The organism is Bacillus sp. GW821-FHT01G09 (assembly GCF_059422205.1).
Genome location: NZ_JBWKWL010000006.1, coordinates 44,727 through 68,260, shown reverse-complemented (window position 1 = coordinate 68,260; position 23,534 = coordinate 44,727). Strand labels below are relative to the sequence as shown.

Below are 23,534 nucleotides of genomic sequence, written 5' to 3'. Positions count from 1 at the left end.
AAGAAAATAATGGTATATTTAGTGGAGATATCTTATAAAGGGGGAGAGAAAAATGAAACGGCTATGCATCATCCCCTGCGGCAAGAAAAAAATCTGGGATGTCCAGCCTGATGCCGGGCCGGTAAGAGCAGAGGACGCTTATCTCAGCCCGTTTCATCAGGCGTGCGAGCGGTATGCGAAAGCATTTTTCGATGAGTGGGTGATTTTGTCTGCGAAGCACGGGTTCCTCCGCCCTGATGATCTCGTTTCGGGAAATTACGATGTCACTTTTGGCACCGGTCATCCGGAAATCATGACAGCGGACGAGCTGAGCCGCCAATTTCACGAAAAAGGCTTTTCTGATATCGAAGAGCTAGTCATGCTTGGCGGAAAAAAATATCGAAGCGTTCTAAACGCCGTCATCGGAGAACACCAGCATATCAGCTGGCCGCTATCATCTTACAAAGGCATAGGCTATATGCTCCAAGCGCTGAACCGGGCTGTTGAAGAAAAGCATGAACTGTAGCACGTACATATGAAGAAAAGAGTGGGAACATGAAAAAACTTGTGTTTGGCTTGCTTGCCATTGCATTATTCGGATGCGGACTATATATCTATCATGTATGGTTCGGTGATCCATTTTCGAAAAATGCTGCAGAACAGAAGCTAGTCTCTTATGTGAAACAAACCTATCCTAAGAAAGAAATCAAGATCACGAATGGGGTATATAACGCTAAAACCTCTGAATATGTATTCGAAGCAACCTCCCAATCTCATCGCTACCCAATGTGTACGAAGGGATTTCTGCATCCTAAAGTAACGTGCGATGGAATTGAAGAAGCGTATACCGAATCAGTAGCAAAACATGTAAATGAAGAAGCAACGAAGACAATCGAAGCAGATCTGAAAAAAGCGGTTCCTCGACTTATAAAAGCTGATGCTGCTTTGAGTATTGAAAACGGACAGTTCACGTTAGATACAAAATGGAACAAACAGCTGGCTGAGAAAGCGCCTATGAGCATGACGATTCAGTTAGACGCCAGCGGGTTATCAAAAACAGATGCCGCAAAGATGGCGGAAACGGTCAGAAAAACGCTTAATGAAAAGGGATATACATACTCAAACGGCACGATAGACTGTATGCAGAAGGACGGGGACGGCGGTATCGGATATGTCAAATATTCAATTGATTTTCTTTCAAAAGCAGCTATTCAGTCAAACGATGCAGAGGAACTAGGAAGTTAAAAAGATTTCCAAGGAAATAAATAAGTCGATCATTGTCAAAGGCCGGGTGATATCCGGTCTTTTTTTGCATGCTGTAAAACGAGACAAATGAATCAGTTTGAGACTAAACGAGACACACGTCTCAAACTGTCTCCAAGGTGAAGACGAGAAGACTGATTTTACGGGCTCAAAAGACTGGCACACTTCTTGCATTTTTAATGGTGAACCCTAAATAGAAGGAGGCGCACAAAATGAAATTGTTAAAACGAGAAGGCTTGTCATTAACTGAGGAAAAAGCGCTGTGGATGTACCAAAAGATGCTGGAGATCAGGGGCTTTGAAGACAAAGTGCATGAACTGTTCGCCCAGGGAGTGCTTCCCGGATTCGTTCATTTATATGCCGGTGAGGAAGCCGTGGCTGTAGGGGTGTGCGCTCATTTACATGATGGCGACAGCATTACAAGCACCCACAGGGGACATGGACATTGTATCGCCAAAGGCTGTGACCTGGACGGCATGATGGCGGAAATTTTCGGGAAAGCGACCGGATTGTGCAAAGGCAAGGGCGGCTCTATGCACATTGCGGATCTTGATAAAGGCATGTTAGGCGCAAATGGAATCGTCGGGGGCGGCTTTACGCTCGCATGCGGATCAGCGCTCACGGCTAAATATAAACAGACTAAAAATGTAAGCGTTTGCTTTTTCGGGGACGGGGCAAATAACCAAGGCACCTTTCACGAAGGGCTGAATTTAGCGGCTGTATGGAACCTTCCTGTCGTGTTTGTCGCCGAAAATAACGGCTATGGCGAAGCCACCCCATTTGAGTACGCATCAGCCTGTGATTCAATTGCCGATCGGGCGGCTGCTTATAACATGCCGGGGGTGACAGTTGACGGCAAAGATATTTTAGCAGTTTACCAGGCAGCCGAGGAAGCGATAGAAAGAGCAAGAAACGGCGGAGGCCCGTCTTTGATTGAATGTATGACCTACAGAAACTACGGCCATTTCGAAGGGGATGCCCAGACCTATAAAACGAAGGATGAAAGAGTTGAGCACCTTGAAGAAAAGGATGCCATTCAAGGTTTTAAAAACTACCTTTTAAAAGAAACAGATGCTAATAAGCTGTCAGACATTGAACAGCGTGTCAGCGAATCGATTGAAAAAGCCGTCTCGTTCAGCGAAGACAGCCCATATCCAAAAGATTCGGAGCTGCTGACAGATGTGTACGTGTCATATGAAAAAGGAGGAATGTAAGAGATGGCGAGAGTCATAAGCATGTCAGACGCGATCAATGAAGCAATGAAGCTTGCGATGAGAAGAGACGAAAATGTGCTTTTGATCGGTGAGGATGTCGCCGGGGGAGCGGCGGTCGATCATTTGCAGGATGATGAAGCATGGGGCGGTGTATTAGGGGTCACAAAGGGACTCGTACAGGAATTCGGGCGCACAAGAGTGCTGGACACACCGATTTCTGAGGCGGGCTACATGGGTGCGGCTATGGCTGCGGCATCAACCGGTTTGAGACCGATTGCCGAGCTAATGTTTAACGATTTTATCGGCACGTGCTTTGACCAGGTGATCAACCAAGGGGCGAAATTCCGTTATATGTTCGGCGGAAAAGCGCAAGTGCCGATTACCGTCCGCACCACATACGGAGCAGGGTTCCGGGCCGCTGCCCAGCATTCACAAGCGCTTTATGGCCTTTTCACGAGCATTCCTGGACTGAAGACGGTTGTTCCATCCAATCCGTATGATGCCAAAGGTCTTCTGCTTGCAGCAATAGAAGATAATGATCCGGTGTTCTTCTTTGAAGACAAAACGTCCTACAACATGAAGGGCGAGGTGCCGGAAGATTATTATACAATTCCCCTCGGAAAAGCGGATATCAAACGCGAAGGCAATGATGTTACGCTCTTTGCAGTCGGCAAGCAGGTCAATACTGCGCTTGAAGCGGCTGCACAGCTTTCAGAGAGGGGCATCGAAGCCGAGGTCCTTGATCCGCGCAGTCTGTCTCCTCTGGATGAGGATGCGATTTTCACATCGTTAGAAAAAACAAACCGGCTGATCATCATTGATGAAGCCAATCCGCGATGCAGCATTGCCACGGATATTGCTGCGATTGTCGCTGACAAGGGCTTTGATTTGCTTGATGCACCGATTAAACGGATTACAGCGCCGCATACACCGGTTCCGTTTTCACCAGTGCTTGAAGATCAATATTTGCCGACACCAGATAAAATTGTCAGCGTCACGCTTGAATTGCTTGGCGAGCCGGCAATGAATTAAAGGGGGGACACAAATGGCGGTAAAAGTAGTGATGCCAAAATTGGGAATGGCCATGAAACAAGGGGAAGTATCGATATGGAATAAAAAAGTAGGCGACCCGGTTGAAAAGGGAGAAAGCATTGCCAGCATTCAATCGGAGAAAATTGAAATGGAGATCGAAGCGCCTGAAAAAGGAACGCTGATCGATATCAAAGTGAAAGAGGGAGAAGAGGTTCCGCCCGGCACAGCTATCTGCTATATCGGGGACGCCAATGAGTCGGTGCAGGAAGAGGCGGGGGCGCCTGTTGCTGAAGACAATATGCCGCAAGCCGTTCAGCCCGTCAAACAAGAAAACAAACCCGCAGCCTCCAAAAAAGATCGAATGAAAATATCTCCAGTCGCCAGGAAAATAGCAGAAAAAGCAGGATTAGACCTAAAACAACTGAAAGGAACTGGACCAGGCGGACGAATCGTGAAGGATGACGTAACAAAGGCTCTTGCTGAACAGAAAAAAGATCAGGCAAAGCCTGGTTCGGAACAGAAAGCGCAGGAAATCCCGGTGACAGGCATGAGAAAGGTCATCGCTGCCCGAATGCAGGAAAGCCTGGCAAACAGCGCGCAGCTGACGATCACGATGAAGGCTGATATCACTAAGCTTGCCACTCTTCAAAAACAGCTTTCACCAACTGCGGAAGAGAGATACGGCACAAAACTGACGATCACTCATTTTGTCTCAAGAGCCGCCGTTCTCGCTCTGCAAGCTCACCCTGTACTGAACAGCTTTTATCAAAATGAGCGCATCATCACACATCCCCATGTACACCTTGGTATGGCTGTAGCCTTGGAAAACGGCTTAGTGGTGCCTGTCATCCGCCATGCTGAAAAGCTATCGCTGATTGAACTGGCTCAATCCATCTCAGAAAATGCCAAAAAAGCACGCGAGGGACGTGCGGGAAGCGAAGAACTGCAAGGCTCTACCTTCTCCATTACAAACCTTGGCGCGTTTGGAGTTGAGCATTTCACACCGATACTAAATCCGCCGGAAACAGGCATTCTCGGCATCGGAGCAAGCTATGACACGCCGGTGTATCAAGGGGAGGAGATCGTCAGAAGCACGATCCTGCCGCTCAGCCTGACATTTGATCACAGAGCGTGTGACGGCGCCCCAGCCGCTGCATTCCTGAAGGCGATTAAAACATATTTGGAAGAACCCGCAGCATTAATTTTATAGGAAAAGCAGGTGAAAACGACATGACATTAGCCATTATCGGCGGCGGACCTGCAGGCTATGCGGCTGCGGTCTCCGCGGCACAGCAGGGCAGAAACGTGCTGCTCATTGACAAAGGCAAGCTTGGGGGAACCTGCCTGAATGAAGGCTGCATCCCGACAAAGTCTTTGTTAGAAAGCGCAAACGTTCTTGATAAAATCAAGCATGCCGACAGCTTTGGAATTGAACTTCCGGCAGGTGCGATATCAGTCGATTGGAGTAAAATGCAAAGCCGAAAACAACAGGTTGTCAGTCAGCTTGTCCAAGGCGTTCAGTACCTAATGAAGAAAAATCAAATACAGGTTGTAAAGGGAACAGCCTCCTTTCTTTCTGAAAGAAAGCTCTTGATCGAAGGAGAAAACGGAAAAGAAATCAGAGAGGCGGACCAAGTATTGATTGCCTCCGGGTCAGAGCCAATCGAGCTGCCTTTTGCCCCGTTTGACGGCGAATGGATCATCGACAGCAAAGACGCGCTTTCTCTTTCCGAGATTCCGTCTTCACTAGTCATTGTCGGCGGCGGTGTCATCGGGTGTGAGTATGCAGGGCTGTTCGCCAGATTGGGATCGAAGGTGACCATCATTGAAACAGCGGACCAGCTGATCCCGGCTGAAGATGAAGATATTGCCCGTCTCTTTCAGGAGAAACTTGAGGAAGACGGTGTCGAAGTGCATACTTCATCCAGATTAGGGCGGGTGGATCAAACGGCCAAAACGGCAATATGGAAAAGCGGTCAGCGAGAGTTTAAAACGAAGGCCGATTATGTGCTGGTGGCGATCGGCAGAAAACCCCGTCTTGACGGATTGCAGCTGGAACAGGCCGGAGTTGATTTTTCTCCAAAGGGCATTCCGGTGAATGGGCACATGCAGACGAACGTGCCTCATATTTACGCGTGCGGAGATGCTATAGGGGGCATTCAGCTGGCGCATGCCGCTTTCCATGAGGGCATCATCGCTGCTTCTCATGCTTCCGGAAGGGATGTCAAAATCAAAGAGAAACATGTGCCGCGCTGCATCTATACGTCCCCGGAAATCGCGTGTATCGGAATGACAGAACGACAGGCAAGAAGCATATACGGGGATGTGAAGATCGGCGAATTTTCATTTTCCGCAAACGGCAAGGCGCTCATTAAACAGCAAGCGGAAGGAAAGGTCAAAATCATGGCTGAACCGGAATTCGGCGAAATCGTGGGCGTCTCGATGATTGGCCCGGATGTAACCGAGCTCATCGGCCAAGCGGCAGCGATCATGAATGGTGAGATGACGGCAGATATGGCGGAGCATTTTATCGCCGCCCATCCGACTTTATCGGAAACATTGCATGAGGCGCTGTTAAGCACGATCGGCCTTGCGGTACATGCATAATAAAGGAAAAAGCAGGCGCATGGATATAAGGCGCCTGCTTTTTTATTGTTGAAAGCGCTTTATTTTTCCCCTACAATAGATGAAAACGGCGTGTAAGGGAGGAGCGATCAAGGAAATGAATTCGGTCCCAAACGATTTGCAAACCTGGAAACGTTTTGTGAAAGACGGTGTGCTTGACGAAGCCCGATTAAGAAAACGGATTGCAGAGTCATGGCATCGCTGCAAAAAAGCTGAGGTCAATCCTTATTTAGAAAAAGGCCCGAAGGTTTTACAGCAAACGGAGCTGGATCAGCAGTCAAAAAAACATTCATTCTTCTTGACGACCGCAAAGCCTTACCTCGAAAAACTGCTGCCTGCCATAAAAGAAATGGAAATGATGGCGCTGTTAATTGATTCAGACGGTGTTGTTCTGGCATTGGACGGCCATCCGCGCGCGCTCTATGAAGCCAAACGCATCAACTTTATTGAAGGGGCATGCTGGACGGAAACGGCTGTCGGAACAAATGCGATTGGCACGGCGCTCCACATCAGCGAGCCGGTTGCAATACAAGGATCAGAGCATTACTCCATTGCTTCACATCTTTGGAACTGTTCAGCCGCTCCGATTCACCATGAGGATGGCAGCCTTGCGGGGGTGATTGACATATCATGTCCGGCGGCAGGCGCTCATCCTCATATGCTCGGTATTGCCACTGCGATCGCCTATGCAGCTGAACGGGAACTCGCAGCTAAAAGCCGTGAGAAAGAGCTCGAGCTGATCAGCCGTTTTGGAGAGAGGGCTGCATCCAGTGTGCCGATGGTGCTATGCAATATCAAGCAGCACATCATCAGTGCGAGCATACCGATTCGAACCTCAATGCCGGATTGGCAGGGCCGGCACCTGTATGAGTTGAAGGAACGGGGCTACTCAATCGAAAAAGCTGTCACCATAGGAGATGGCGGCACTTGTTTTTATCTTTCGGAACAAAAGAAAAAGAAGGCGTTTCGATTCAATGGAGTGATCGGGAAAAGCGGCCGATCGCAAGCAATGCTGATGAACCTTGAACGTGCAGCTGCGGCAGATGCAACGGTCTGTTTGTCAGGCGAAACTGGTACGGGAAAGGAAGTCGCGGCTCGCGCGCTTCATGAGAACAGTGAGAGACGGCACGGTCCGTTTGTTGCTGTCAATTGCGGAGCGATTCCGTCTGATTTGATTGAAAGCGAACTGTTCGGCTATGCAGAGGGCGCTTTTACGGGAGCGAAACGAAATGGCTATAAAGGCGCCTTTCAAAAAGCGAATCAAGGCACATTATTTTTAGATGAAATCGGAGAAATTTCCCACTCGATGCAGGTTGCACTTTTACGGGTGCTTCAGGAACGCAAGATAACGCCAATCGGCGGGACGAAAGAAATTCCGGTTGATATCAGAGTTATTGCCGCCACACATTGTGATTTACGCGAGCTTGCCGAAAACGGAAAAATCAGAGAGGACTTGTTTTACCGTCTTCATGTCTATCCAATTGAACTCCCTCCATTACGCGATCGCACCGAGGATATCCCGGATCTCTTTGAGTACTACAAACAGAAGAATCATTGGCCAGGCGAACTTCCTTCTGATTTTTGTAATGTGCTGAAGCAATGGAAGTGGCCGGGGAATATCCGCGAGCTGTTTAATGTGTTTGAACGTCTTTCTATCAGATTTCCGGACGGCCGGCTGAGAGATGAATCGCTTCCCGCTTTACTGGAAGCCGCTGGATTGCCGGCCAGCTCTGCAGAAAAAAAGCCGGCTGCTGCCGGCGTGCTTACTTTTCGTGAGCAAATCCAAAAGGATATGATGATCAAAGCGCTTGAATCTGCAAAAGGAAACGTCTCTCAAGCCGCAAAAATCAGCGGGATCCCCCGAAGCACTTTCTACAAACGCCTGAAAAAATTCAACTTGTCCGCTGAATCATAAAGCATACTTCCTTCGGGAAATGGAAACATTATGTATGAAGGAGGGTGTTACGATGAATATTCAAAGGGCGAAAGAAATTGTAGAATCTCCCGACATGAAGAAAGTAACATATAACGGCGTTCCTATTTACATTCAGCACGTAAATGAAGAAACTGGAACAGCAAGAATTTATCCGCTTGACGAACCGCAAGAGGAGCATGAAGTGCAGCTGACTAACTTAAAAGAGGATTAAACAAAAATGGCCCGCTTCATAAGCAGGCCATTTTGTTATCCGCGCGGCGCAAATAAAATAACACAGACACCGATGAGACAAATGAATGCGCCGACCCAGTCATACAGATCAGGTGTTTTCCGGTCAACAAGCCATCCCCACAGGACCGCAAGCACGATGAATACTCCGCCATAAGCGGCGTATACACGGCCGAAAGATGGGAAGGACTGAAACGTCGGAAGAATGCCGTATACAATGAGGATCAGCGCCCCGGCGATTCCATAGCCGGCTGGCTTTGCCTCTCTCAGCCATAGCCAAACCAGATATCCGCCGCCAATTTCAGCAAGCCCTGCCGCGAGAAATAAAAGAATGGTAATCAGCATCATGAGCACTCCTCAATTTGCATTTATCTTTCATTATAGAGGAGGAGAGCTTTTAAAGCTTCGGATGATTCTCAAATTCCTTCAAATACGCTTTTCGCTGAACCTCTGTAAATTGGCTGATCCAATTGTTTTGAGCCTCTTCATTCAAATGGGGAAGGATATAGCGTTCAACCGCTTCGAAAAACAGCGGATTCGCGATGATGTTCCAGGTCGGGATTCGAACGATTTTGCCGTCTGTTTTCTCGATGATAATATCCTCAAAAAAGATCCCTTTCAAACTGTATTGATGGCGTCCCATATAAAGCCGCTTCACCTCGGAAAACAGCACGCTGCGCTTTCTCGAGAAGATTTCGCCACTAGGTCCGGTCTTTATGGTGAAAATGACATTTCCACGGCTTGTGAACGCTGGAAAAGCTATAAAGAATGTGATCAATCCATAAATCATCGCCAGTAATCCGCCGCCCAAATAAAGCAGGGCATATTTAGATTCAAACGTGAGAGCTTCAGACACCAGCCAGACTCCCACAATAAAGGCGCCCCCTGTAGCGAGGAACAGCCATATTCTAAAAAACAGTCTGCTTTTGACCTTAATTACTTCATTGTTTTTCAATTGCTATTCTCCTTTATCGCTCTTTAGCAAAAAAGTATTCCTTTTATCACATCTTTATTTGCTGTTACGATAGAAAATTCATTTTGGGTAATACCTGTTACCAGCCAAGTATGATGGCTGCCAGGCAGAACGAAAGCCATGTCAGCCACTTCCGGGGAGTTGTCTTTGTCATAAACCAGCCGCATCAGCGTATCCATTTTTCCTTTTCGCAAAGCCAGATCATTTACAAAACGGGTAACGTCCTCTTGGTGATCATGCTTATCTAGAAACTCCTTGAGATGTGTGGGAGTGTCTGAAGCACCCTCCAAAAGCAATTCAAATTCAGTTGATGTCAGAGAGATCAGTGATTCTTTGTGATCTTCTGCATCTATTATATTTAAAAACTCGGATGTTTTAGAGAGTAATCCATTAGTTGAATCCATTTTTTTGATTCTATGCACCTGTTCATCAAACAGCAATTCATGAGAGTAAGTACCAAACTTTGAAACATGGCAGGATATATTCTGTTCTTTGCCTTGTTCATCAAATTTGGACAGCTTAACTGTATAGTCGGCGTCGTTTAACACATGGATAAACGGACAGTATTCGTCCTTTAGCCGATATTGATGATTCCGATATTCCGCCGCATCTTTGGCTAAGAGTGAGCGGCACGCGGCTTCAAATAAGGCGCCGAGCTGTTCATCTTCTATTTCGGGAAAATAGGCTTGTTTTAAGGCCATTCCCTGTTCGAAAAACCCTTCGCTGTAAAAACAAAACAAGAGTTCTTCTATGCTGATTGTAAACTGCTTCATTGTTTATTCTCCTATCCAAATGAAAATTTCCCTTTAAGGAAATGGGTTGCGCCGTGTATGAGCGAATCCGCTGTTTTCTTTGCTTTTTCTATTCCTTTTTTCGCACTGTCTATCCCTTTATGTATCGTTTTATTCGCCGCATCTATGCCGTCATTCACTGATTTGACGACTTTGCCGGCTGATTCCAGTCCTTTTTTGGCTGTATCAACGACAGCATGGATCGGTTCTTTAAGTTTTATCGCTGCTTTTTCAGCATAGACTGATGTGAATTTTGCGATTTTTTCCCCAACAAACCCTCCTACTGCCGAACCAATTGTGCCTCCGATTACTGTGCCGACAGGACCTAACACACTTCCTACGGCACCGCCCACAACAGCACCAGCTGTGGCACCGCCCGCAACAAAAATCGTGTTATTCACAGCATTTCCGACGGCCTTGGCGTTTTCACGCTTGAGAACTTCCGGTTTGTCCTGGTATTTTGCATAATTTTCAGCAATTTTCACGCCTGCTCCGAATGTTTCGGTCGCACCGGTAATCAGTGTGGCGGTAATGGCATTTCCTTTCGCGAATCTCAAGCCCGTTTTTCCCACATCCTTCAAAGTGGAGCGTACGCCGGCTTCATTAAGAAATCCTTTTGTGTAGCTTCTGACGCTGTTTGAAAAATCCACCGTGTCCTGAGGGAAGTATTTTGTAAACTTTTTATGTACCAAATCTGAAAATGGACGGTTTGTCTTTTTCAACAAATATTTAGGATTCAAAAGCACTCTTGCCGCTTTTTGATAACGTGAGCTGTCAACGGCCCTGGAAATATCCAAGAGCAGTTTTGAGTGCTGGGCTGTATGCAAGCCGCTTGGCTGTTTCACAAATTTCGTAAGCCCTAACCCGTAATATTTTCCCTGCGTCAGCATAAGAGCGGTTAAGCTTGTCATCGTACCGTATTTGTCGTAGGCATTGTAGAGCTTTCGCAAAATATCATCTTGTTCCACAAATTTATCGCCCGTTTTTCTGATGAAAATCTCATTGTCACTCAGCTTGGTGACGAGTGCTTTTCCTGAGCTCCACGCATCGCCCACTCCGGAAAAACAGCTGCTGTAGCGGGGATCGCATTGCAAAATCATCTGCCCCAGCTCCACATGCAGATCCTTATATTTGTTTTCCATATCAGTTAATTCAGTGACAACATCATTTGCAAGCTGTTCGAGCTTATCCGGATCAACTGCAATGTTTCCTGACACACCGTTCACCTCCCGAGTTTATGTCTTTCCTCTCTTGCTTTACGCTCCAGTTCTTCCATTCTGGCAATTTCAGCTTTTCGTTCTTCTATTTTGACAGCGGCAGCCTTCAGCTCTTGGCTTGTTTCAAGCAGCTCCTGTTCGAATTGATCGTAGGCGGCTTTCGTTTCCTCGAAATCCTGGTCAAACGAATCTCTTGCTTTTCCCTGCCAAGCATCTCCCATTGCAGATAACCGGGATTCAAGCAGCATTTTGGAGCTTCTGACCTCTTCTGCGGCCGCACTGTACTTGTTTGCCAGCTCAATGACTTTATATGAGTCCAACTTTTGTCCCCTGCCTTTTCTAAATTCACGCACAATTGGATGTTTTATATAAATGATTATAAATAATTCGGCATGTATCCGAATCGTACAAAAGAACCTTTTCATAAGAATTGGAAGGGCGTATATTCACTTAAAATTCACAGTTGGTGAGACTTTAAGATTACAAAAAAGGTAAAAAAAACAAATTCCTCAGACATAAGGCAAATGAGAAATTTCCCGCTCTATGGGAAAAAACACTAAAGTTGATCAAATGACCTAAGTGCGCCAAACGTGTTACGGGACGGGCTATCTCATGGTATAAATGGAATTGTAAACGTTATCAAGGAGGTCGTCATATGAAGAAAAAATCATTCTCAATCGTAATAGCGGGCGGAGGGAGCACTTTCACTCCAGGGATCGTACTCATGCTCTTGGACCATTTGGAGGAGTTTCCGATCAGAAAGCTGAAGCTGTATGATAATGATAAGGAGAGACAGGATCGAATTGCAGGCGCCTGTGACGTTTTTATCAGAGAAAAAGCGCCGGATATTGAATTTGCAGCGACGACTGACCCGGAAGAAGCTTTTACAGATGTCGATTTTGTTATGGCGCACATCAGAGTAGGGAAATACGCGATGCGTGCGCTTGATGAGCAAATTCCGTTAAAGTACGGAGTTGTCGGCCAGGAGACGTGCGGACCGGGCGGGATCGCATACGGTATGCGTTCGATCGGCGGTGTGCTTGAAATATTAGATTACATGGAAAAATACTCGCCTGATGCGTGGATGCTCAATTATTCCAATCCGGCGGCAATTGTGGCTGAAGCTACGAGACGCCTTAGACCGAATTCTAAAATTCTCAATATCTGTGATATGCCGGTTGGGATCGAAGACCGGATGGCGCAAATTCTTGGCTTATCCTCAAGAAAAGAAATGAAGGTCCGCTATTACGGATTAAATCACTTCGGCTGGTGGACATCAATTCAGGATCAAGAGGGCAACGATTTAATGCCGAAGCTGAAGGAGCATGTATCTCAATACGGCTATATTCCGAAAACAGAGGCTGAAGCGGTGGAAGCGAGCTGGAATGACACATTCGCCAAAGCGCGTGACGTGCAGGCCGCAGATCCTGATACACTGCCGAATACGTATTTGCAATATTATTTGTTCCCGGATGATATGGTGAAAAAATCAAATCCGAATCATACGCGGGCAAATGAAGTGATGGAAGGGCGCGAAGCTTTTATTTTCAGCCAATGTGACATGATTACACGTGAGCAGTCCACAGAAAACAGCGAAATCAAAATCGATGACCACGCATCATATATCGTTGATCTTGCCCGGGCGATTGCCTACAACACAGGTGAAAGAATGCTGTTAATCGTTGAAAATAACGGCGCAATTGCGAACTTTGATCCGACTGCGATGGTCGAGGTTCCATGCATTGTCGGCTCAAATGGGCCTGAACCGATTACCGTCGGCACCATTCCGCAATTCCAAAAAGGGCTTATGGAGCAGCAGGTATCCGTTGAGAAGCTGACTGTTGAAGCGTGGGCGGAGAAATCGTTCCAAAAGCTGTGGCAGGCGCTAATTTTGTCAAAAACAGTGCCGAACGCGCGTGTGGCAAGACTCATTCTCGAGGATTTAATGGAGGCCAACAAAGACTTCTGGCCTGAGCTTGATCAAAGCCCGACCCGCATATCATAACTGAAATTCCCCCATTTTCGAATCTGTAATTGTATATAATAGAAAGAAAATGGGGGGATCTGATATGCAGCTCGAAGAACTGATCAATCAGCACTACAGCAAATTGAATGACAACGATTTTCATATTTTAAAATATATATTGAATCATAAGCACACATGCTATCACCTTGGAATCGACGCGCTTGCCAAAGCTTGCAGTGTATCGCGTTCCTCAATTTTACGGCTTGCCCAAAAGCTCGGTTTCAGCGGTTACAGTGAATTTCGCGTCTTTTTAAAGTGGGAAGATCAGCCGGAAGAAGGCGAGAGTATGAGTTTTCAAAAGCTGCTTGATGATATTGAAGCAAATTTGAAGTTCTTACGGACAAAGGACATGACGGACATGTGCCAGCTGATTGATGAAGCGGACCGCATTTTCGTCTACGGTTCAGGAAATGCGCAAAAGATATGCGCCCGCGATCTGCAAAGAATGTTTATTCCGCGCCATCGCTATCTTATTTTAATTGAAGATACAAATGAATTTAATTTGATGCGCGATGATTTTAAAGTAAACGATCTGTTTATCATCATTTCTCTTTCCGGAGAAACACCGGAGCTGATTCCTCAGGCAAGAATGCTTTCTGCAAAGGGTATTCCCTTTATTTCCATTACGAATTTAAAAAACAATGTCCTCGCCCAGCTGACTCCGCATAATCTTTATGCGACAAGCAAACCTGTGACATTAAGCGATAAAACGGAAATTGTCGCTTTTGCACCGTTTTTTCTCGTTGGCGAAGCATTGTTCCGCGCATATGTTGATTACAAAGAGGCAGAAAAAAATGACAATGAGTAGCAGGGGGTTCTGGTATGATGCAAAAAATTCAGCGCTTTGGAAGCGCGATGTTTGTGCCTGTTTTATTATTCGCGTTCGCCGGCATTATCGTCGGTATCAGCACGCTCTTTAAAAATAAAACCCTCATGGGCCCGCTCGCCGATCCCGACGGTTTTTGGTATCAGTGCTGGTATATTATTGAGCAGGGCGGCTGGACTGTTTTTAACCAAATGCCGCTCTTATTCGCCATCGGCATCCCGGTTGCTTTGGCGAAGAAAGCTCAGGCACGCGCTTGTTTGGAAGCGCTTACTGTTTACCTGACATTCAACTATTTTGTCAGCGCGATATTGACGGTATGGGGAGGAGCATTTGGCGTCGACATGAACCAAGAGGTCGGCGGAACGAGCGGGTTAACGATGATTGCAGGCATTAAGACGCTAGATACCAACATTATCGGGGCCATCTTTATTTCTTCGATTGTCGTCTTTTTGCATAACCGCTATTTTGATAAAAAACTGCCCGATTTTCTCGGCATCTTTCAAGGCTCAACATATATCGTGATGATTTCCTTCTTTATTATGATTCCGATTGCCTTGGCTGTGTCTTATATTTGGCCGATGGTTCAATCGGGAATCGGCTCGCTTCAAAGCTTCCTGGTTGCTTCTGGGGCGGTGGGCGTTTGGATATACACGTTTTTAGAACGGATTTTAATTCCGACCGGCCTTCATCACTTTATTTACACGCCGTTTATTTATGGCCCGGCTGTAGCGGAAGGCGGGATCGTCACGTATTGGGCACAGCATCTCGGCGAATATTCGCAAAGCGCCAAACCGCTGAAGGAGCTCTTTCCGCAAGGCGGATTCGCGCTTCACGGCAACTCGAAAATCTTCGGTATTCCGGGTATCGCCCTGGCTTTTTATGTGACAGCCAAAAAGGAAAAGAAAAAACTCGTCGCGGGGCTGCTGATTCCTGTCACACTGACAGCGATTGTCGCCGGTATTACAGAGCCAATTGAGTTTACGTTCTTATTCATTTCACCTTTCTTATTTGCGGTTCACGCCGTGCTTGCCGCCACAATGTCGACAGTTATGTATATGGCCGGCGTCGTCGGAAATATGGGAGGCGGACTGATTGAGGCGGTGACCTTGAACTGGATTCCGCTCTTTGGCAGCCACGGTATGACATATGTGTATCAAATTTTGATCGGGCTCTCGTTTACAGCAATTTATTTTTTCGTCTTCAGATTTTTAATCCTCAAATTCAATATCGCTACACCAGGACGGGAAAAGGGTGAACAGCAGGAAACAAAGCTATATTCGAAAAAGGAATACAGAGAACGAAAAAACAAGGATGAAACGGCCTCCGCTGCTGAAACGGCAGATGACACCGCTTTTCTGTATATTGAAGCGCTGGGCGGAAAAGGCAACGTCACTGAAGTCACAAACTGCGCCACCCGCCTCAGAGTCAGTGTCAAGGACGAAACAAAGGTTGAACCCGACAGCGTATTCCGCGCGCTTGGCGCACACGGCGTTGTCAGGAACGGGAAGGCGTTTCAGGTGATTATCGGATTAAGCGTGCCGCAGATGCGGGAGCGTGTGGAAAAATTACTAAATGAATAGGTGAAATTATTTGATCTTGCGCTGTTTAAAGACAGCGCTTTTTTGTTTGTCATACGTTTGCCACTTATAAGTGCAAGGGATGTTATGTTTCTTAAAAACTGAAACCAATAGGGGGAGTAAAAATGGAAAATTATACAACGTTTTTAGGTCTTTACAAACCTGAAAGCACTGAAAGTATTGAAATTGATTCCAAGCTTGCCAAGAATTTCGAAACGATTGATAGTAAAATTGGGATTGCATTAAGTAATGGAATAACAACTTTTGAAAACTTAAATGAAAGACTCAAAATGTATGAGAACAGATTTGAGTACCTTGATGAACGAAACGTAATGGATTATGGAGCTAAAGGAGACGGGGTCACAGATGATACGCAAGCATTTCATGATGCGATGGCCGAAGGCGGTTATCTCATAAAAGTCCCTGCAGGCGTATTTAGGGTATCTGGCTTGCTCGTTCCTTCGAATACAATGCTGGTTGGAGCGGGTAAAAAAAGGACCATCATCAAGTTATTAGACGATACGCCAGTTGGTCACTCTGTACTCACCAATAGTGATCATACAAATGGTAATGAAAATATCTACATTGGACATTTGACACTGGACTGGAATAAAGATACGCGTCCTGCTGGATGGAAGATCCCTAAGGGGCCCACTTCAAGCTGCTTGCTTTTTGCAAATGTGGATTACTCTTTTGTAGAGCATGTTTTTGCAAAAAATGCCGGCCTTCACGGGTTTGATGCTACAAGCCCTAATTATAACAGACACGGAGAAAATGATGATCCTACCTTTTATCAGCCTGGTGGCTGCAACTTTGTAACCTTCTCATATTGCGAAGCAACAGGCTCTGGCGATGATAATTTCACATGTCACTTTGGAAAGCATACGACTTTTAGTCATTGTCTTTCTTACCATCCGATGGGGTTAAATGATGGGTCTTCAAATACAAACTGTTTTGAAATCGATGATGGCTCTCAGGATGTAATGGTTGATAGCTGCATCGCAATTGGAGGAGTTCGAGGATTTGAAATTAAAGCTCATGATTATGCTCCGGCTGCAAAAAGAGTTCAACTTGTGAACTGCCGTGCCTATGAAAATGCAATTAGTTTTTGCATTCGGCATATAGGACACCACACAGCAAGTGATCCTCAATCAGCATCAGCTCATGACGTTCAGCTGGCTAACTGTATCGCATATAACCCTAAGCCGAGTGATCTGTACAAAGGGGCAGGGCCGAATGCATTGCAAATTTCAGGTTACGATGGCGTCAATGTGGTTAATTTTCATGCTATATGCGATGATTCCTCCATTAACTATAAGGGAAATTCAGTCGTAAGCGTGTATTATAAAGGGCGTCTAATCAATTTAAAGAATATAACGATTCGAGGATTTAAAACTGCTGATAATGATCTTTATATTGTAGGTGGCGACAATTCTGTCGGCAAGGTAATGATTGATGGTGTGACATTGATCGATTCAGCCGAAAAGGGTGTTGTTTTTGGGAGCGGTATGTACGAATCTGTAGTTAGTAATGTATGGGGGCAAAGATCGCCTAAAATTAACAGTGGTACAGTGGGGATTTTTTCTGTTGACCCTGATCTTAATGTTTCTAATTGTGACTTTTCAGGCTACGAAACAGATTTTAAGATTGGCGGCGTCGTGACGCCGTACTTTTTGTTTAAACATAAAGGAAGCGGGATTATTGGCTCTCGTGATTCCCACGCTACTGGAAATAATAATTTTGTAGCTGGATCTGTTCGAAGCAGAGCAACTGGGGCTGCTCAATCTTCTGTGATAGCCTCATATAATACGATCAATCCGAACTCAGACTCAGTTGCTCTAGGATGGGCAAGTGGGAGCACACCATCCTCATCAAACAGAAAGATAGAATTTCATGCAAAAGATGGAACGATTAAGGCTTCAGGAAGCATAAAAAGTTCCCAAACGTTCTCGGATTACGCTGAATATTTTGAGAGCCTAAGCGGTGAAAAAATTCCGGCAGGAACCTTAGTTACTTTGGAGGGTGATAAAATTAGACCTGCAAAAAAAGGTGACTTTATGCTTGGAGTTATTTCTGAAACAGCTGGTGTGATACTTGGTGAGTCAAGCTTCCATTGGTCTGGAAGATACCTGAAGAATGATTTTGGCGGGTATATTTATGAAAAACAGAAAGATGCCAATGGCCAAATCGTCATGGCGCCTATGGAAAACCCTGATTATAAGCCAGATAAGAACTATGCCTCTAGGGAAGAGAGGGATGAATGGAATGTTGTGGGCCTTGTAGGACAGGTTTATGTAAGATGCGACAGCACAGTAGAAGCCGGAGACTTTATTCAAGCGCATAACAACGGAATTGCTACAAAAACGGTATCTCCTAAACAAAGGTGGCAGGTCATGAGAGTCATCAAAGAGTTCGACAAAAGTAAGGGATATGGAGTGGTTTTAGTTTTTATTCGGTAACATTAAAATGTACAGATTCTAAATAGAGTGCTTAACAATGCACTCTATTTAGAGTTTTAATTAGATTTTAGAAATTTTTCACCGCATTTTTATCAGATTATATTCCTCGCAAAAAGGTCTTCGTTTTAAAATTTATCTTTTTCATTATTCCTACGGTTCCAGCAATCTTCCTAATTTATCTAAGTCTATCCAGCGCCTCAACTTTAGTAGAGTAAAATCTTTGATATTTTTTAATGAACGCAGATCAGCAGTGAATAGCTCTCGAATAAAAGATAAAGTGATTTTGGTTATCGATAAATTCAGTGCTTTTCTATGCTTTCATAACACTTCATGACAGTAAAATTCTTTCATCAAGCCTTATAAACAATTAAAATAAAAAGTACATATTGCTAAAAGGGGTTTGGAGGCTTTTACATGCAAAAGGCTTTGTCGTTTTTAAAACCATATTCATTGCTGGCGGGAATTGCTCTGATTCTTATGTTGACGGAGCTTGCAGTTGAACTGATGCAGCCTTTATTGATTGCAAAAATCATCGACGATGGGATATTGAAGCAAGATCTGCGGCATGTATGGATATGGGGCGCGGTCATGATCGGGCTGACCGTGTTATCCTTTGCGGCGGGGATGCTGAATTCCTTTTATGCCGCCCATGTCAGCCAAAGCTTTTCCTATGATACAAGAAAAGGGCTTTTTCAAAAAATCCAGTCCTTCTCCTATTCCACATTTGGACAGTTTTCGTCCTCTTCTTATATTACAAGGCTGACAAACGACGTCACACAGGTTCAAAATATGATTTTTATGAGTTTGCGGTTTATGCTGCGGGCTCCCTTAATGATTGCAGGCGGCATTGTGCTGTCGCTTGCCGTTAATGTGAAACTCGGCTTTTTTCTGCTTGTGACTATTCCGATCCTGATCTTGTTTTTGCTGTGGGTATTAAGGAAAGGCGGGGCACTGTTCCGCTCAGTGCAGAAAAGGCTGGATCAAGTGAACACCATCATGCAGGAAAATTTAATCGCAATCAAGCTGATCAAAGCGTTGCTTCGCGGCAGCCACGAAGTCAAACGATTTATCAAAGCCAACACAAGGCTGATGGAAAAAACGGTTTCGGCCTTTCAGCTTGTGGAATTCACGATGCCTGTACTGATGCTGCTGATGAATCTCTGCATCCTTTTGATTTTGTGGGCCGGGTCCTACAGTATCACGAGCGGAAGCACTCAGGTCGGCGATGTTGTTGCGATAATTAACTACGCAACACGAATTACAGGCGCGCTTTCGATGTTTCCGTTTTTGATTATGATTTTCACCAGGGCGAAGGCTTCAGGCGATAGAATCGGCGAGGTGCTTGAAACAGAAGGCGATGAGCGGGAGGAAGGCATCATATCTGATCGTTTGTCAGGACGGATTGAGTTTCAGCATGTATCCTTTCGCTATCCTGAAATGGACAGAGAAGCGCTCAGGAATGTCTCATTTTCCGCAAAGCCAAGAGAAACGATCGCGATTCTCGGTGCGACGGGCTCGGGCAAGTCTACGCTTTTTCAGCTCATTCCGCGGCTTTATCAGCCGGATTCAGGCTGCATTTACATAGATGAAAAGCCGGTTCAAGATTTTCCGGCTGAAGGGCTGCGCAGGCAAATTGGATATGTACCGCAGGAAGTCCTCTTGTTTTCCGGCACAATCAAAGAAAACATCGCTTGGGGCAAAGAAAATGCTTCACTAGATGAAATAATGGATGCGGCCAAACATGCGCAAATTCATGAAACGATTTTGAAGCTCCCAAATGGATATGACACTGTTTTGGGGCAAAGAGGCGTCAACCTGTCCGGCGGCCAAAAGCAGCGAATTTCCATTGCGCGGGCGCTGATTCGAAAACCGGCTATCCTTCTTTTAGATGACAGCACAAGCGCGCTTGACCTGCAAACGGAGGCGAAGCTGCTTGAAGCAATCAGCACATACCATTGCACAACTTTGATCATTACACAAAAAATGACCACGGCGATGAAAGCTAATCAGATTTTGCTGCTTGAGGACGGCGAACTGATTGAAAAAGGCACTCACAGTGTGCTGCTTTCTGAATCTCAGTTATACAAGCGCATTTACGAGTCACAATTCGGAAGGGAGGGGAGCGAGTCATGCTAAAAGACATCCGCAAGCCTTTCCAATATCCCAAACTGCCAATTGACAAAAAAGAAGGCGCGAAAAAGCGGGCGAAAGCAAAGGATACAAAGGGCACACTGAGACGAATCTGGTCTTACTTGGCTGAAAGAAAAGGACTGCTCATACTTGTCATGCTGATGGTTGTCATCAGCGCCATATTCGGGCTCCTTGGCCCCTTTGTGATCGGAAAGGCCATCGACCATTTTATCGTCGGGAAAACGGTCAGCGGCTTGATTCCCGTTTTGCTTCTTCTGCTCGCTATCTATATCATTCAGTCTCTGTCGCTTTGGTTTCAAAACTATTGGATGATTACGATCTCGCAGGGCACGGTTTTCAGAATGAGAAGCGAATTGTTCACCCATCTGCATGAGCTGCCGATTCCATTTTTTGATAAACAGCGGCACGGCGAGCTGATGAGCCGGGTGACGAATGACATCGAAAATGTCAGTTCTACCTTAAACACGTCAGTCATTCAAATTTTGTCAAGCGTGATCACCTTTGTCGGGACGATTGCGGTGATGCTGTACATGAGCCCGCTCCTTACATTGATTACGCTGACCATTATTCCGGTGATGGCAGCGAGCCTGAAATGGATCACCAACCGAACGGGAAAGCTGTTTAAAGAACAGCAGAAAAACCTTGGTGATCTGAATGGGTATATTGAGGAATCTGTTTCAGGCGCAAAGGTCATCAAAGCATATTCACGTGAGAAGCAGATTACTGCTGAATTCCTCGAAAAAAACGCTGCACTCAAGACGTCGGGCTTTTGGGCGCAGACGATTTCCGGGTTTATCCCGAAGGTCATGAACTCTTTGAATAACTTAAGTTTTACAATGATTGCGGCAATCGGCGGTTTGTTTGCGCTGAAAGGCTGGATCTCGATCGGCTCCATCGTCGTCTTTGCCGAGTATTCAAGACAATTTACACGCCCTTTAAACGATCTGGCCAACCAGTTTAATACGATGCTGTCCGCAATCGCCGGCGCTGAACGGGTGTTTGACGTGCTTGATGAAAAAGAAGAGCGCGAGGATGAAAAGAACGCCGTGCATCAGCCCATCCAAACAGGCAGCATTGAATTCCGGGATGTGTCCTTCGGTTACGATAAAGGGCAGCAGACGCTGAAGCATTTACAGTTTACCGTGCCTGCCGGGCAGTCCATCGCGTTTGTCGGGCCGACGGGGGCGGGGAAGACAACCGTCACTAACCTTCTCGCCCGTTTTTACGAGCCTAACGAAGGAAAAATTTTAATCGACGGTACAGATATTAAAACCCTTACTAGAGCAAGCCTCAGAAAAAACATGGGGTTTGTTCTTCAGGATTCTTTCTTATTTCAGGGAACGATCAGAGAAAACATTCGCTATGGCAGGCTCGATGCTTCTGATCAGGAAGTCGAAGCCGCTGCAAAAACAGCGAATGCCCATAGCTTTATTGAAAGGCTGCCAAAAGGGTATGACACCGTGCTGACGCAAAACGGTTCGGGCATCAGTCAAGGACAGAAGCAGTTGATTTCTATAGCGCGGGCGGTGCTTGCCGATCCGGTTCTTCTCATTTTGGATGAAGCGACAAGCAACATTGATACCGTAACAGAAGTCAACATTCAAGAAGCGCTCGCCCGTTTAATGGAAGGAAGAACAAGCGTCATCATTGCCCACAGGCTGAACACCATTCAAAGAGCGGACCAGATTGTGGTGCTAAAAGACGGTGAAATGATTGAAAAAGGCAGCCATGTCGAGCTGATTCGGCAAAAAGGATTTTACAGTGACTTATATGAAAGCCAATTTGAGAAATAGACCTTTGTCCTGCACAGAGGTCTTTTTTGTTACAGTTTTATAGTACTTTTATTTCATTTTCGTGAAATGTAACAAAATTACTTGACGTAAACAAGTTATGTATATATACTAGCTTACATTAAGTAAGTGATAACATTTATCAAGGAGGATAAAATGAATAAATCATTTGAAATTGGCACATTACTTTTAAGAGTTATTACAGGTATTATCTTTTTTGTTCACGGTTTATCAAAGTTTCAGGGAATGGAGGGCACCATCCAATTTTTCGGCAGCATAGGCCTTCCAAGCTTTATGGCGTATGTCATCGCAGCGATTGAACTCATTGGCGGAGTGCTTGTCTTCTTCGGATTGGCTACACGTATTGTCGGTGTACTGTTCGCTCTTACACTGATCGGCGCCATCATCACTGTTAAGCTGAAAGCGCCATTCATGGGCAATGCAGAATTTGATTACCTTCTGCTTTTGACATCCATTCACCTGGCGCTTACTGGAAGTCGATTCCTGGCGCTGGACCCATTTGTGTTTAAAGGAAAAAAGAACGGAAACGTTTCAGCATAAGAAAAGAGGCATGCAGCATGACCAGCATTCATGAGGATACACACATTGGCTATGCCAAACTCACAATTCGCAGTCTGGAGCGTTCGCTTCAGTTCTACTGTAACGTCATCGGTTTTCAAGTCTTAAAAAAGACGGACCGCCAAGCGGAATTAACGGCTGACGGGAAACGCGTACTGCTTATTCTTGAAGAAAATCCGAGCGCTGTCGTCTTGCCTGAACGGTCTGTGACAGGCCTTTATCACTTTGCGATTCTTCTTCCGGACAGGAAAGAACTTGGGATCGCGCTCGCCCGCCTGATTGAACACGGCATTGCTATCGGACATGGAGACCATGCTGTCAGCGAAGCGCTCTACCTGTCTGATCCTGACGGAAACGGCATTGAAATGTACGCTGACCGCCCCCGCAGCACGTGGCAGCGTGATCGGGAAGGAAACTACGTCATGACGACAACCGCTGTTGACATTGAGGGCCTTCTGGAAGAGGCAGGAGATGAGCGGAAAACATCGCTTCCGAACGATACAATCATCGGACACATTCATCTGCATGTCAGTGATTTGAAAGAAGCAAAGGCGTTTTATACAGATGTACTGGGCTTTGACATTGTCGGAAACTATGCGGGCATGTCCGCCCTCTTCGTTTCAGCCGGGGGGTACCACCATCATATCGGCTTAAACATTTGGGCGGGAAGAAATGCGCCGCCTAAACCGACAAATGCCAGCGGACTAGACTATTACACTGTTGTCCTGCCTCACCAAGAGGAGCTGGATTTAGTGGCAAACCGAGTCAAACATGCCGGGTATTCGATTGAAGAGACGGAAAACAGCTTTCGTGTGAAAGACCCTGTTTCCGGCGCCTATATTACATTTTTGATTTAACTGCAATCCCC

At 45.9% G+C, this 23,534-nt stretch carries 21 protein-coding genes; 16 read left to right on the top strand and 5 right to left on the bottom strand.

The genetic code is table 11. The features are described 5' to 3' along the window. The first annotated feature begins 52 nt into the window (after positions 1-52). The 8 genes from AC07VD_RS18930 (at position 53) to AC07VD_RS18895 (ending at position 8,260) form a co-directional block, all read left to right on the top strand. A complete protein-coding gene (locus AC07VD_RS18930; RefSeq protein ID WP_014479178.1) occupies positions 53-505 on the top strand; it encodes a DUF6884 domain-containing protein in 453 nt (150 codons plus the stop codon). Between the two features lie 29 nt (positions 506-534). Next, positions 535-1,224 (top strand): YfjL-like protein, encoded by a 690-nt coding sequence (locus AC07VD_RS18925; RefSeq protein WP_494721933.1) that lies wholly within the window; start codon positions 535-537, stop codon positions 1,222-1,224. Between the two features lie 230 nt (positions 1,225-1,454). After that, positions 1,455-2,456, top strand: a complete 1,002-nt coding sequence (gene acoA / locus AC07VD_RS18920; protein WP_003242898.1) for an acetoin:2,6-dichlorophenolindophenol oxidoreductase subunit alpha — start codon at positions 1,455-1,457, stop codon at positions 2,454-2,456. Between the two features lie 3 nt (positions 2,457-2,459). Continuing rightward, a complete protein-coding gene (gene acoB, locus AC07VD_RS18915; RefSeq protein WP_024572068.1) occupies positions 2,460-3,488 on the top strand; it encodes an acetoin:2,6-dichlorophenolindophenol oxidoreductase subunit beta in 1,029 nt (342 codons plus the stop codon). A gap of 13 nt (positions 3,489-3,501) precedes the next feature. After that, entirely contained in the window at positions 3,502-4,698 is a 1,197-nt protein-coding gene (acoC, locus tag AC07VD_RS18910; protein WP_129092322.1) for an acetoin dehydrogenase complex dihydrolipoyllysine-residue acetyltransferase, read from the top strand. Positions 4,699-4,718: 20 nt separating this feature from the next. After that, the gene (gene acoL / locus AC07VD_RS18905) at positions 4,719-6,095 is read left to right on the top strand and encodes an acetoin dehydrogenase complex dihydrolipoyl dehydrogenase (RefSeq protein ID WP_494721932.1); all 1,377 of its coding nucleotides are present in this window, start codon (positions 4,719-4,721) and stop codon (positions 6,093-6,095) included. A gap of 115 nt (positions 6,096-6,210) precedes the next feature. After that, a complete protein-coding gene (gene acoR / locus AC07VD_RS18900; RefSeq protein ID WP_129092323.1) occupies positions 6,211-8,028 on the top strand; it encodes an acetoin dehydrogenase operon transcriptional activator AcoR in 1,818 nt (605 codons plus the stop codon). A gap of 52 nt (positions 8,029-8,080) precedes the next feature. Next, entirely contained in the window at positions 8,081-8,260 is a 180-nt protein-coding gene (locus AC07VD_RS18895) for a small acid-soluble spore protein H (protein WP_024573066.1), read from the top strand. Between the two features lie 35 nt (positions 8,261-8,295). On the opposite strand, the gene AC07VD_RS18890 is transcribed toward AC07VD_RS18895, so the two are convergent. From AC07VD_RS18890 to AC07VD_RS18870, 5 genes are read right to left on the bottom strand one after another with little or no spacing between them, the layout of a single operon-like run. Continuing rightward, positions 8,296-8,625, bottom strand: coding sequence for a YnfA family protein (locus tag AC07VD_RS18890; RefSeq protein WP_129092324.1), 330 nt, complete (start codon positions 8,623-8,625; stop codon positions 8,296-8,298). Between the two features lie 49 nt (positions 8,626-8,674). Then, positions 8,675-9,232: a YfjD family protein gene (locus AC07VD_RS18885; RefSeq protein ID WP_160831811.1), complete on the bottom strand. Its 558-nt coding sequence runs from the start codon at positions 9,230-9,232 to the stop codon at positions 8,675-8,677. A gap of 23 nt (positions 9,233-9,255) precedes the next feature. Further along, positions 9,256-10,023, bottom strand: coding sequence for a YfjC family protein (locus tag AC07VD_RS18880; protein ID WP_015252540.1), 768 nt, complete (start codon positions 10,021-10,023; stop codon positions 9,256-9,258). 11 nt (positions 10,024-10,034) lie between these two features. Then, positions 10,035-11,258: a hypothetical protein gene (locus AC07VD_RS18875; protein ID WP_015715519.1), complete on the bottom strand. Its 1,224-nt coding sequence runs from the start codon at positions 11,256-11,258 to the stop codon at positions 10,035-10,037. 5 nt (positions 11,259-11,263) lie between these two features. After that, positions 11,264-11,578, bottom strand: a complete 315-nt coding sequence (locus AC07VD_RS18870) for a WXG100 family type VII secretion target (protein ID WP_042978114.1) — start codon at positions 11,576-11,578, stop codon at positions 11,264-11,266. Between the two features lie 335 nt (positions 11,579-11,913). Here AC07VD_RS18870 and glvA point away from each other — a divergent pair, with 335 nt between their 5' ends. The 8 genes from glvA to catE all read left to right on the top strand — a co-directional run bounded on the left by glvA (position 11,914) and on the right by catE (position 23,523). Further along, positions 11,914-13,263 carry a maltose-6'-phosphate glucosidase gene (gene glvA / locus AC07VD_RS18865; RefSeq protein ID WP_014476180.1) on the top strand — a complete coding sequence of 450 codons (1,350 nt, stop codon included), beginning with the start codon at positions 11,914-11,916 and terminating at the stop codon, positions 13,261-13,263. Positions 13,264-13,327: 64 nt separating this feature from the next. After that, complete coding sequence (gene glvR, locus AC07VD_RS18860) at positions 13,328-14,092, top strand: MurR/RpiR family transcriptional regulator GlvR (RefSeq protein WP_014479189.1); 765 nt, start codon at positions 13,328-13,330, stop codon at positions 14,090-14,092. A gap of 14 nt (positions 14,093-14,106) precedes the next feature. Continuing rightward, positions 14,107-15,690, top strand: a complete 1,584-nt coding sequence (gene malP / locus AC07VD_RS18855; RefSeq protein ID WP_494721931.1) for a PTS maltose transporter subunit IIBC — start codon at positions 14,107-14,109, stop codon at positions 15,688-15,690. Positions 15,691-15,812: 122 nt separating this feature from the next. Then, positions 15,813-18,146, top strand: coding sequence for a peptidase G2 autoproteolytic cleavage domain-containing protein (locus AC07VD_RS18850; protein ID WP_494721930.1), 2,334 nt, complete (start codon positions 15,813-15,815; stop codon positions 18,144-18,146). 414 nt (positions 18,147-18,560) lie between these two features. Further along, positions 18,561-20,282, top strand: a complete 1,722-nt coding sequence (locus tag AC07VD_RS18845; protein WP_494721929.1) for an ABC transporter ATP-binding protein — start codon at positions 18,561-18,563, stop codon at positions 20,280-20,282. Beyond that, entirely contained in the window at positions 20,276-22,090 is a 1,815-nt protein-coding gene (locus AC07VD_RS18840; protein ID WP_047182298.1) for an ABC transporter ATP-binding protein, read from the top strand. Before AC07VD_RS18845 ends, AC07VD_RS18840 begins: the two co-directional genes overlap by 7 nt. 153 nt (positions 22,091-22,243) lie before the next feature. Continuing rightward, positions 22,244-22,648, top strand: a complete 405-nt coding sequence (gene catD / locus AC07VD_RS18835) for a DoxX family oxidoreductase CatD (RefSeq protein ID WP_003244204.1) — start codon at positions 22,244-22,246, stop codon at positions 22,646-22,648. A 17-nt stretch (positions 22,649-22,665) separates the two neighbouring features. After that, positions 22,666-23,523, top strand: a complete 858-nt coding sequence (catE, locus tag AC07VD_RS18830; protein WP_024572214.1) for a catechol 2,3-dioxygenase — start codon at positions 22,666-22,668, stop codon at positions 23,521-23,523. Positions 23,524-23,534 lie beyond the last annotated feature (11 nt).

Coding starts and splice junctions, on each gene's coding strand:
- AC07VD_RS18930 (WP_014479178.1), top strand. CDS start 53: ATGAAACGGCTATGCATCATCCCCTGCGGCAAGAAAAAAATCTGGGAT.
- AC07VD_RS18925 (WP_494721933.1), top strand. CDS start 535: ATGAAAAAACTTGTGTTTGGCTTGCTTGCCATTGCATTATTCGGATGC.
- acoA (WP_003242898.1), top strand. CDS start 1,455: ATGAAATTGTTAAAACGAGAAGGCTTGTCATTAACTGAGGAAAAAGCG.
- acoB (WP_024572068.1), top strand. CDS start 2,460: ATGGCGAGAGTCATAAGCATGTCAGACGCGATCAATGAAGCAATGAAG.
- acoC (WP_129092322.1), top strand. CDS start 3,502: ATGGCGGTAAAAGTAGTGATGCCAAAATTGGGAATGGCCATGAAACAA.
- acoL (WP_494721932.1), top strand. CDS start 4,719: ATGACATTAGCCATTATCGGCGGCGGACCTGCAGGCTATGCGGCTGCG.
- acoR (WP_129092323.1), top strand. CDS start 6,211: ATGAATTCGGTCCCAAACGATTTGCAAACCTGGAAACGTTTTGTGAAA.
- AC07VD_RS18895 (WP_024573066.1), top strand. CDS start 8,081: ATGAATATTCAAAGGGCGAAAGAAATTGTAGAATCTCCCGACATGAAG.
- AC07VD_RS18890 (WP_129092324.1), bottom strand. CDS start 8,625: ATGATGCTGATTACCATTCTTTTATTTCTCGCGGCAGGGCTTGCTGAA.
- AC07VD_RS18880 (WP_015252540.1), bottom strand. CDS start 10,023: ATGAAGCAGTTTACAATCAGCATAGAAGAACTCTTGTTTTGTTTTTAC.
- glvA (WP_014476180.1), top strand. CDS start 11,914: ATGAAGAAAAAATCATTCTCAATCGTAATAGCGGGCGGAGGGAGCACT.
- glvR (WP_014479189.1), top strand. CDS start 13,328: ATGCAGCTCGAAGAACTGATCAATCAGCACTACAGCAAATTGAATGAC.
- malP (WP_494721931.1), top strand. CDS start 14,107: ATGATGCAAAAAATTCAGCGCTTTGGAAGCGCGATGTTTGTGCCTGTT.
- AC07VD_RS18850 (WP_494721930.1), top strand. CDS start 15,813: ATGGAAAATTATACAACGTTTTTAGGTCTTTACAAACCTGAAAGCACT.
- AC07VD_RS18845 (WP_494721929.1), top strand. CDS start 18,561: ATGCAAAAGGCTTTGTCGTTTTTAAAACCATATTCATTGCTGGCGGGA.
- AC07VD_RS18840 (WP_047182298.1), top strand. CDS start 20,276: ATGCTAAAAGACATCCGCAAGCCTTTCCAATATCCCAAACTGCCAATT.
- catD (WP_003244204.1), top strand. CDS start 22,244: ATGAATAAATCATTTGAAATTGGCACATTACTTTTAAGAGTTATTACA.
- catE (WP_024572214.1), top strand. CDS start 22,666: ATGACCAGCATTCATGAGGATACACACATTGGCTATGCCAAACTCACA.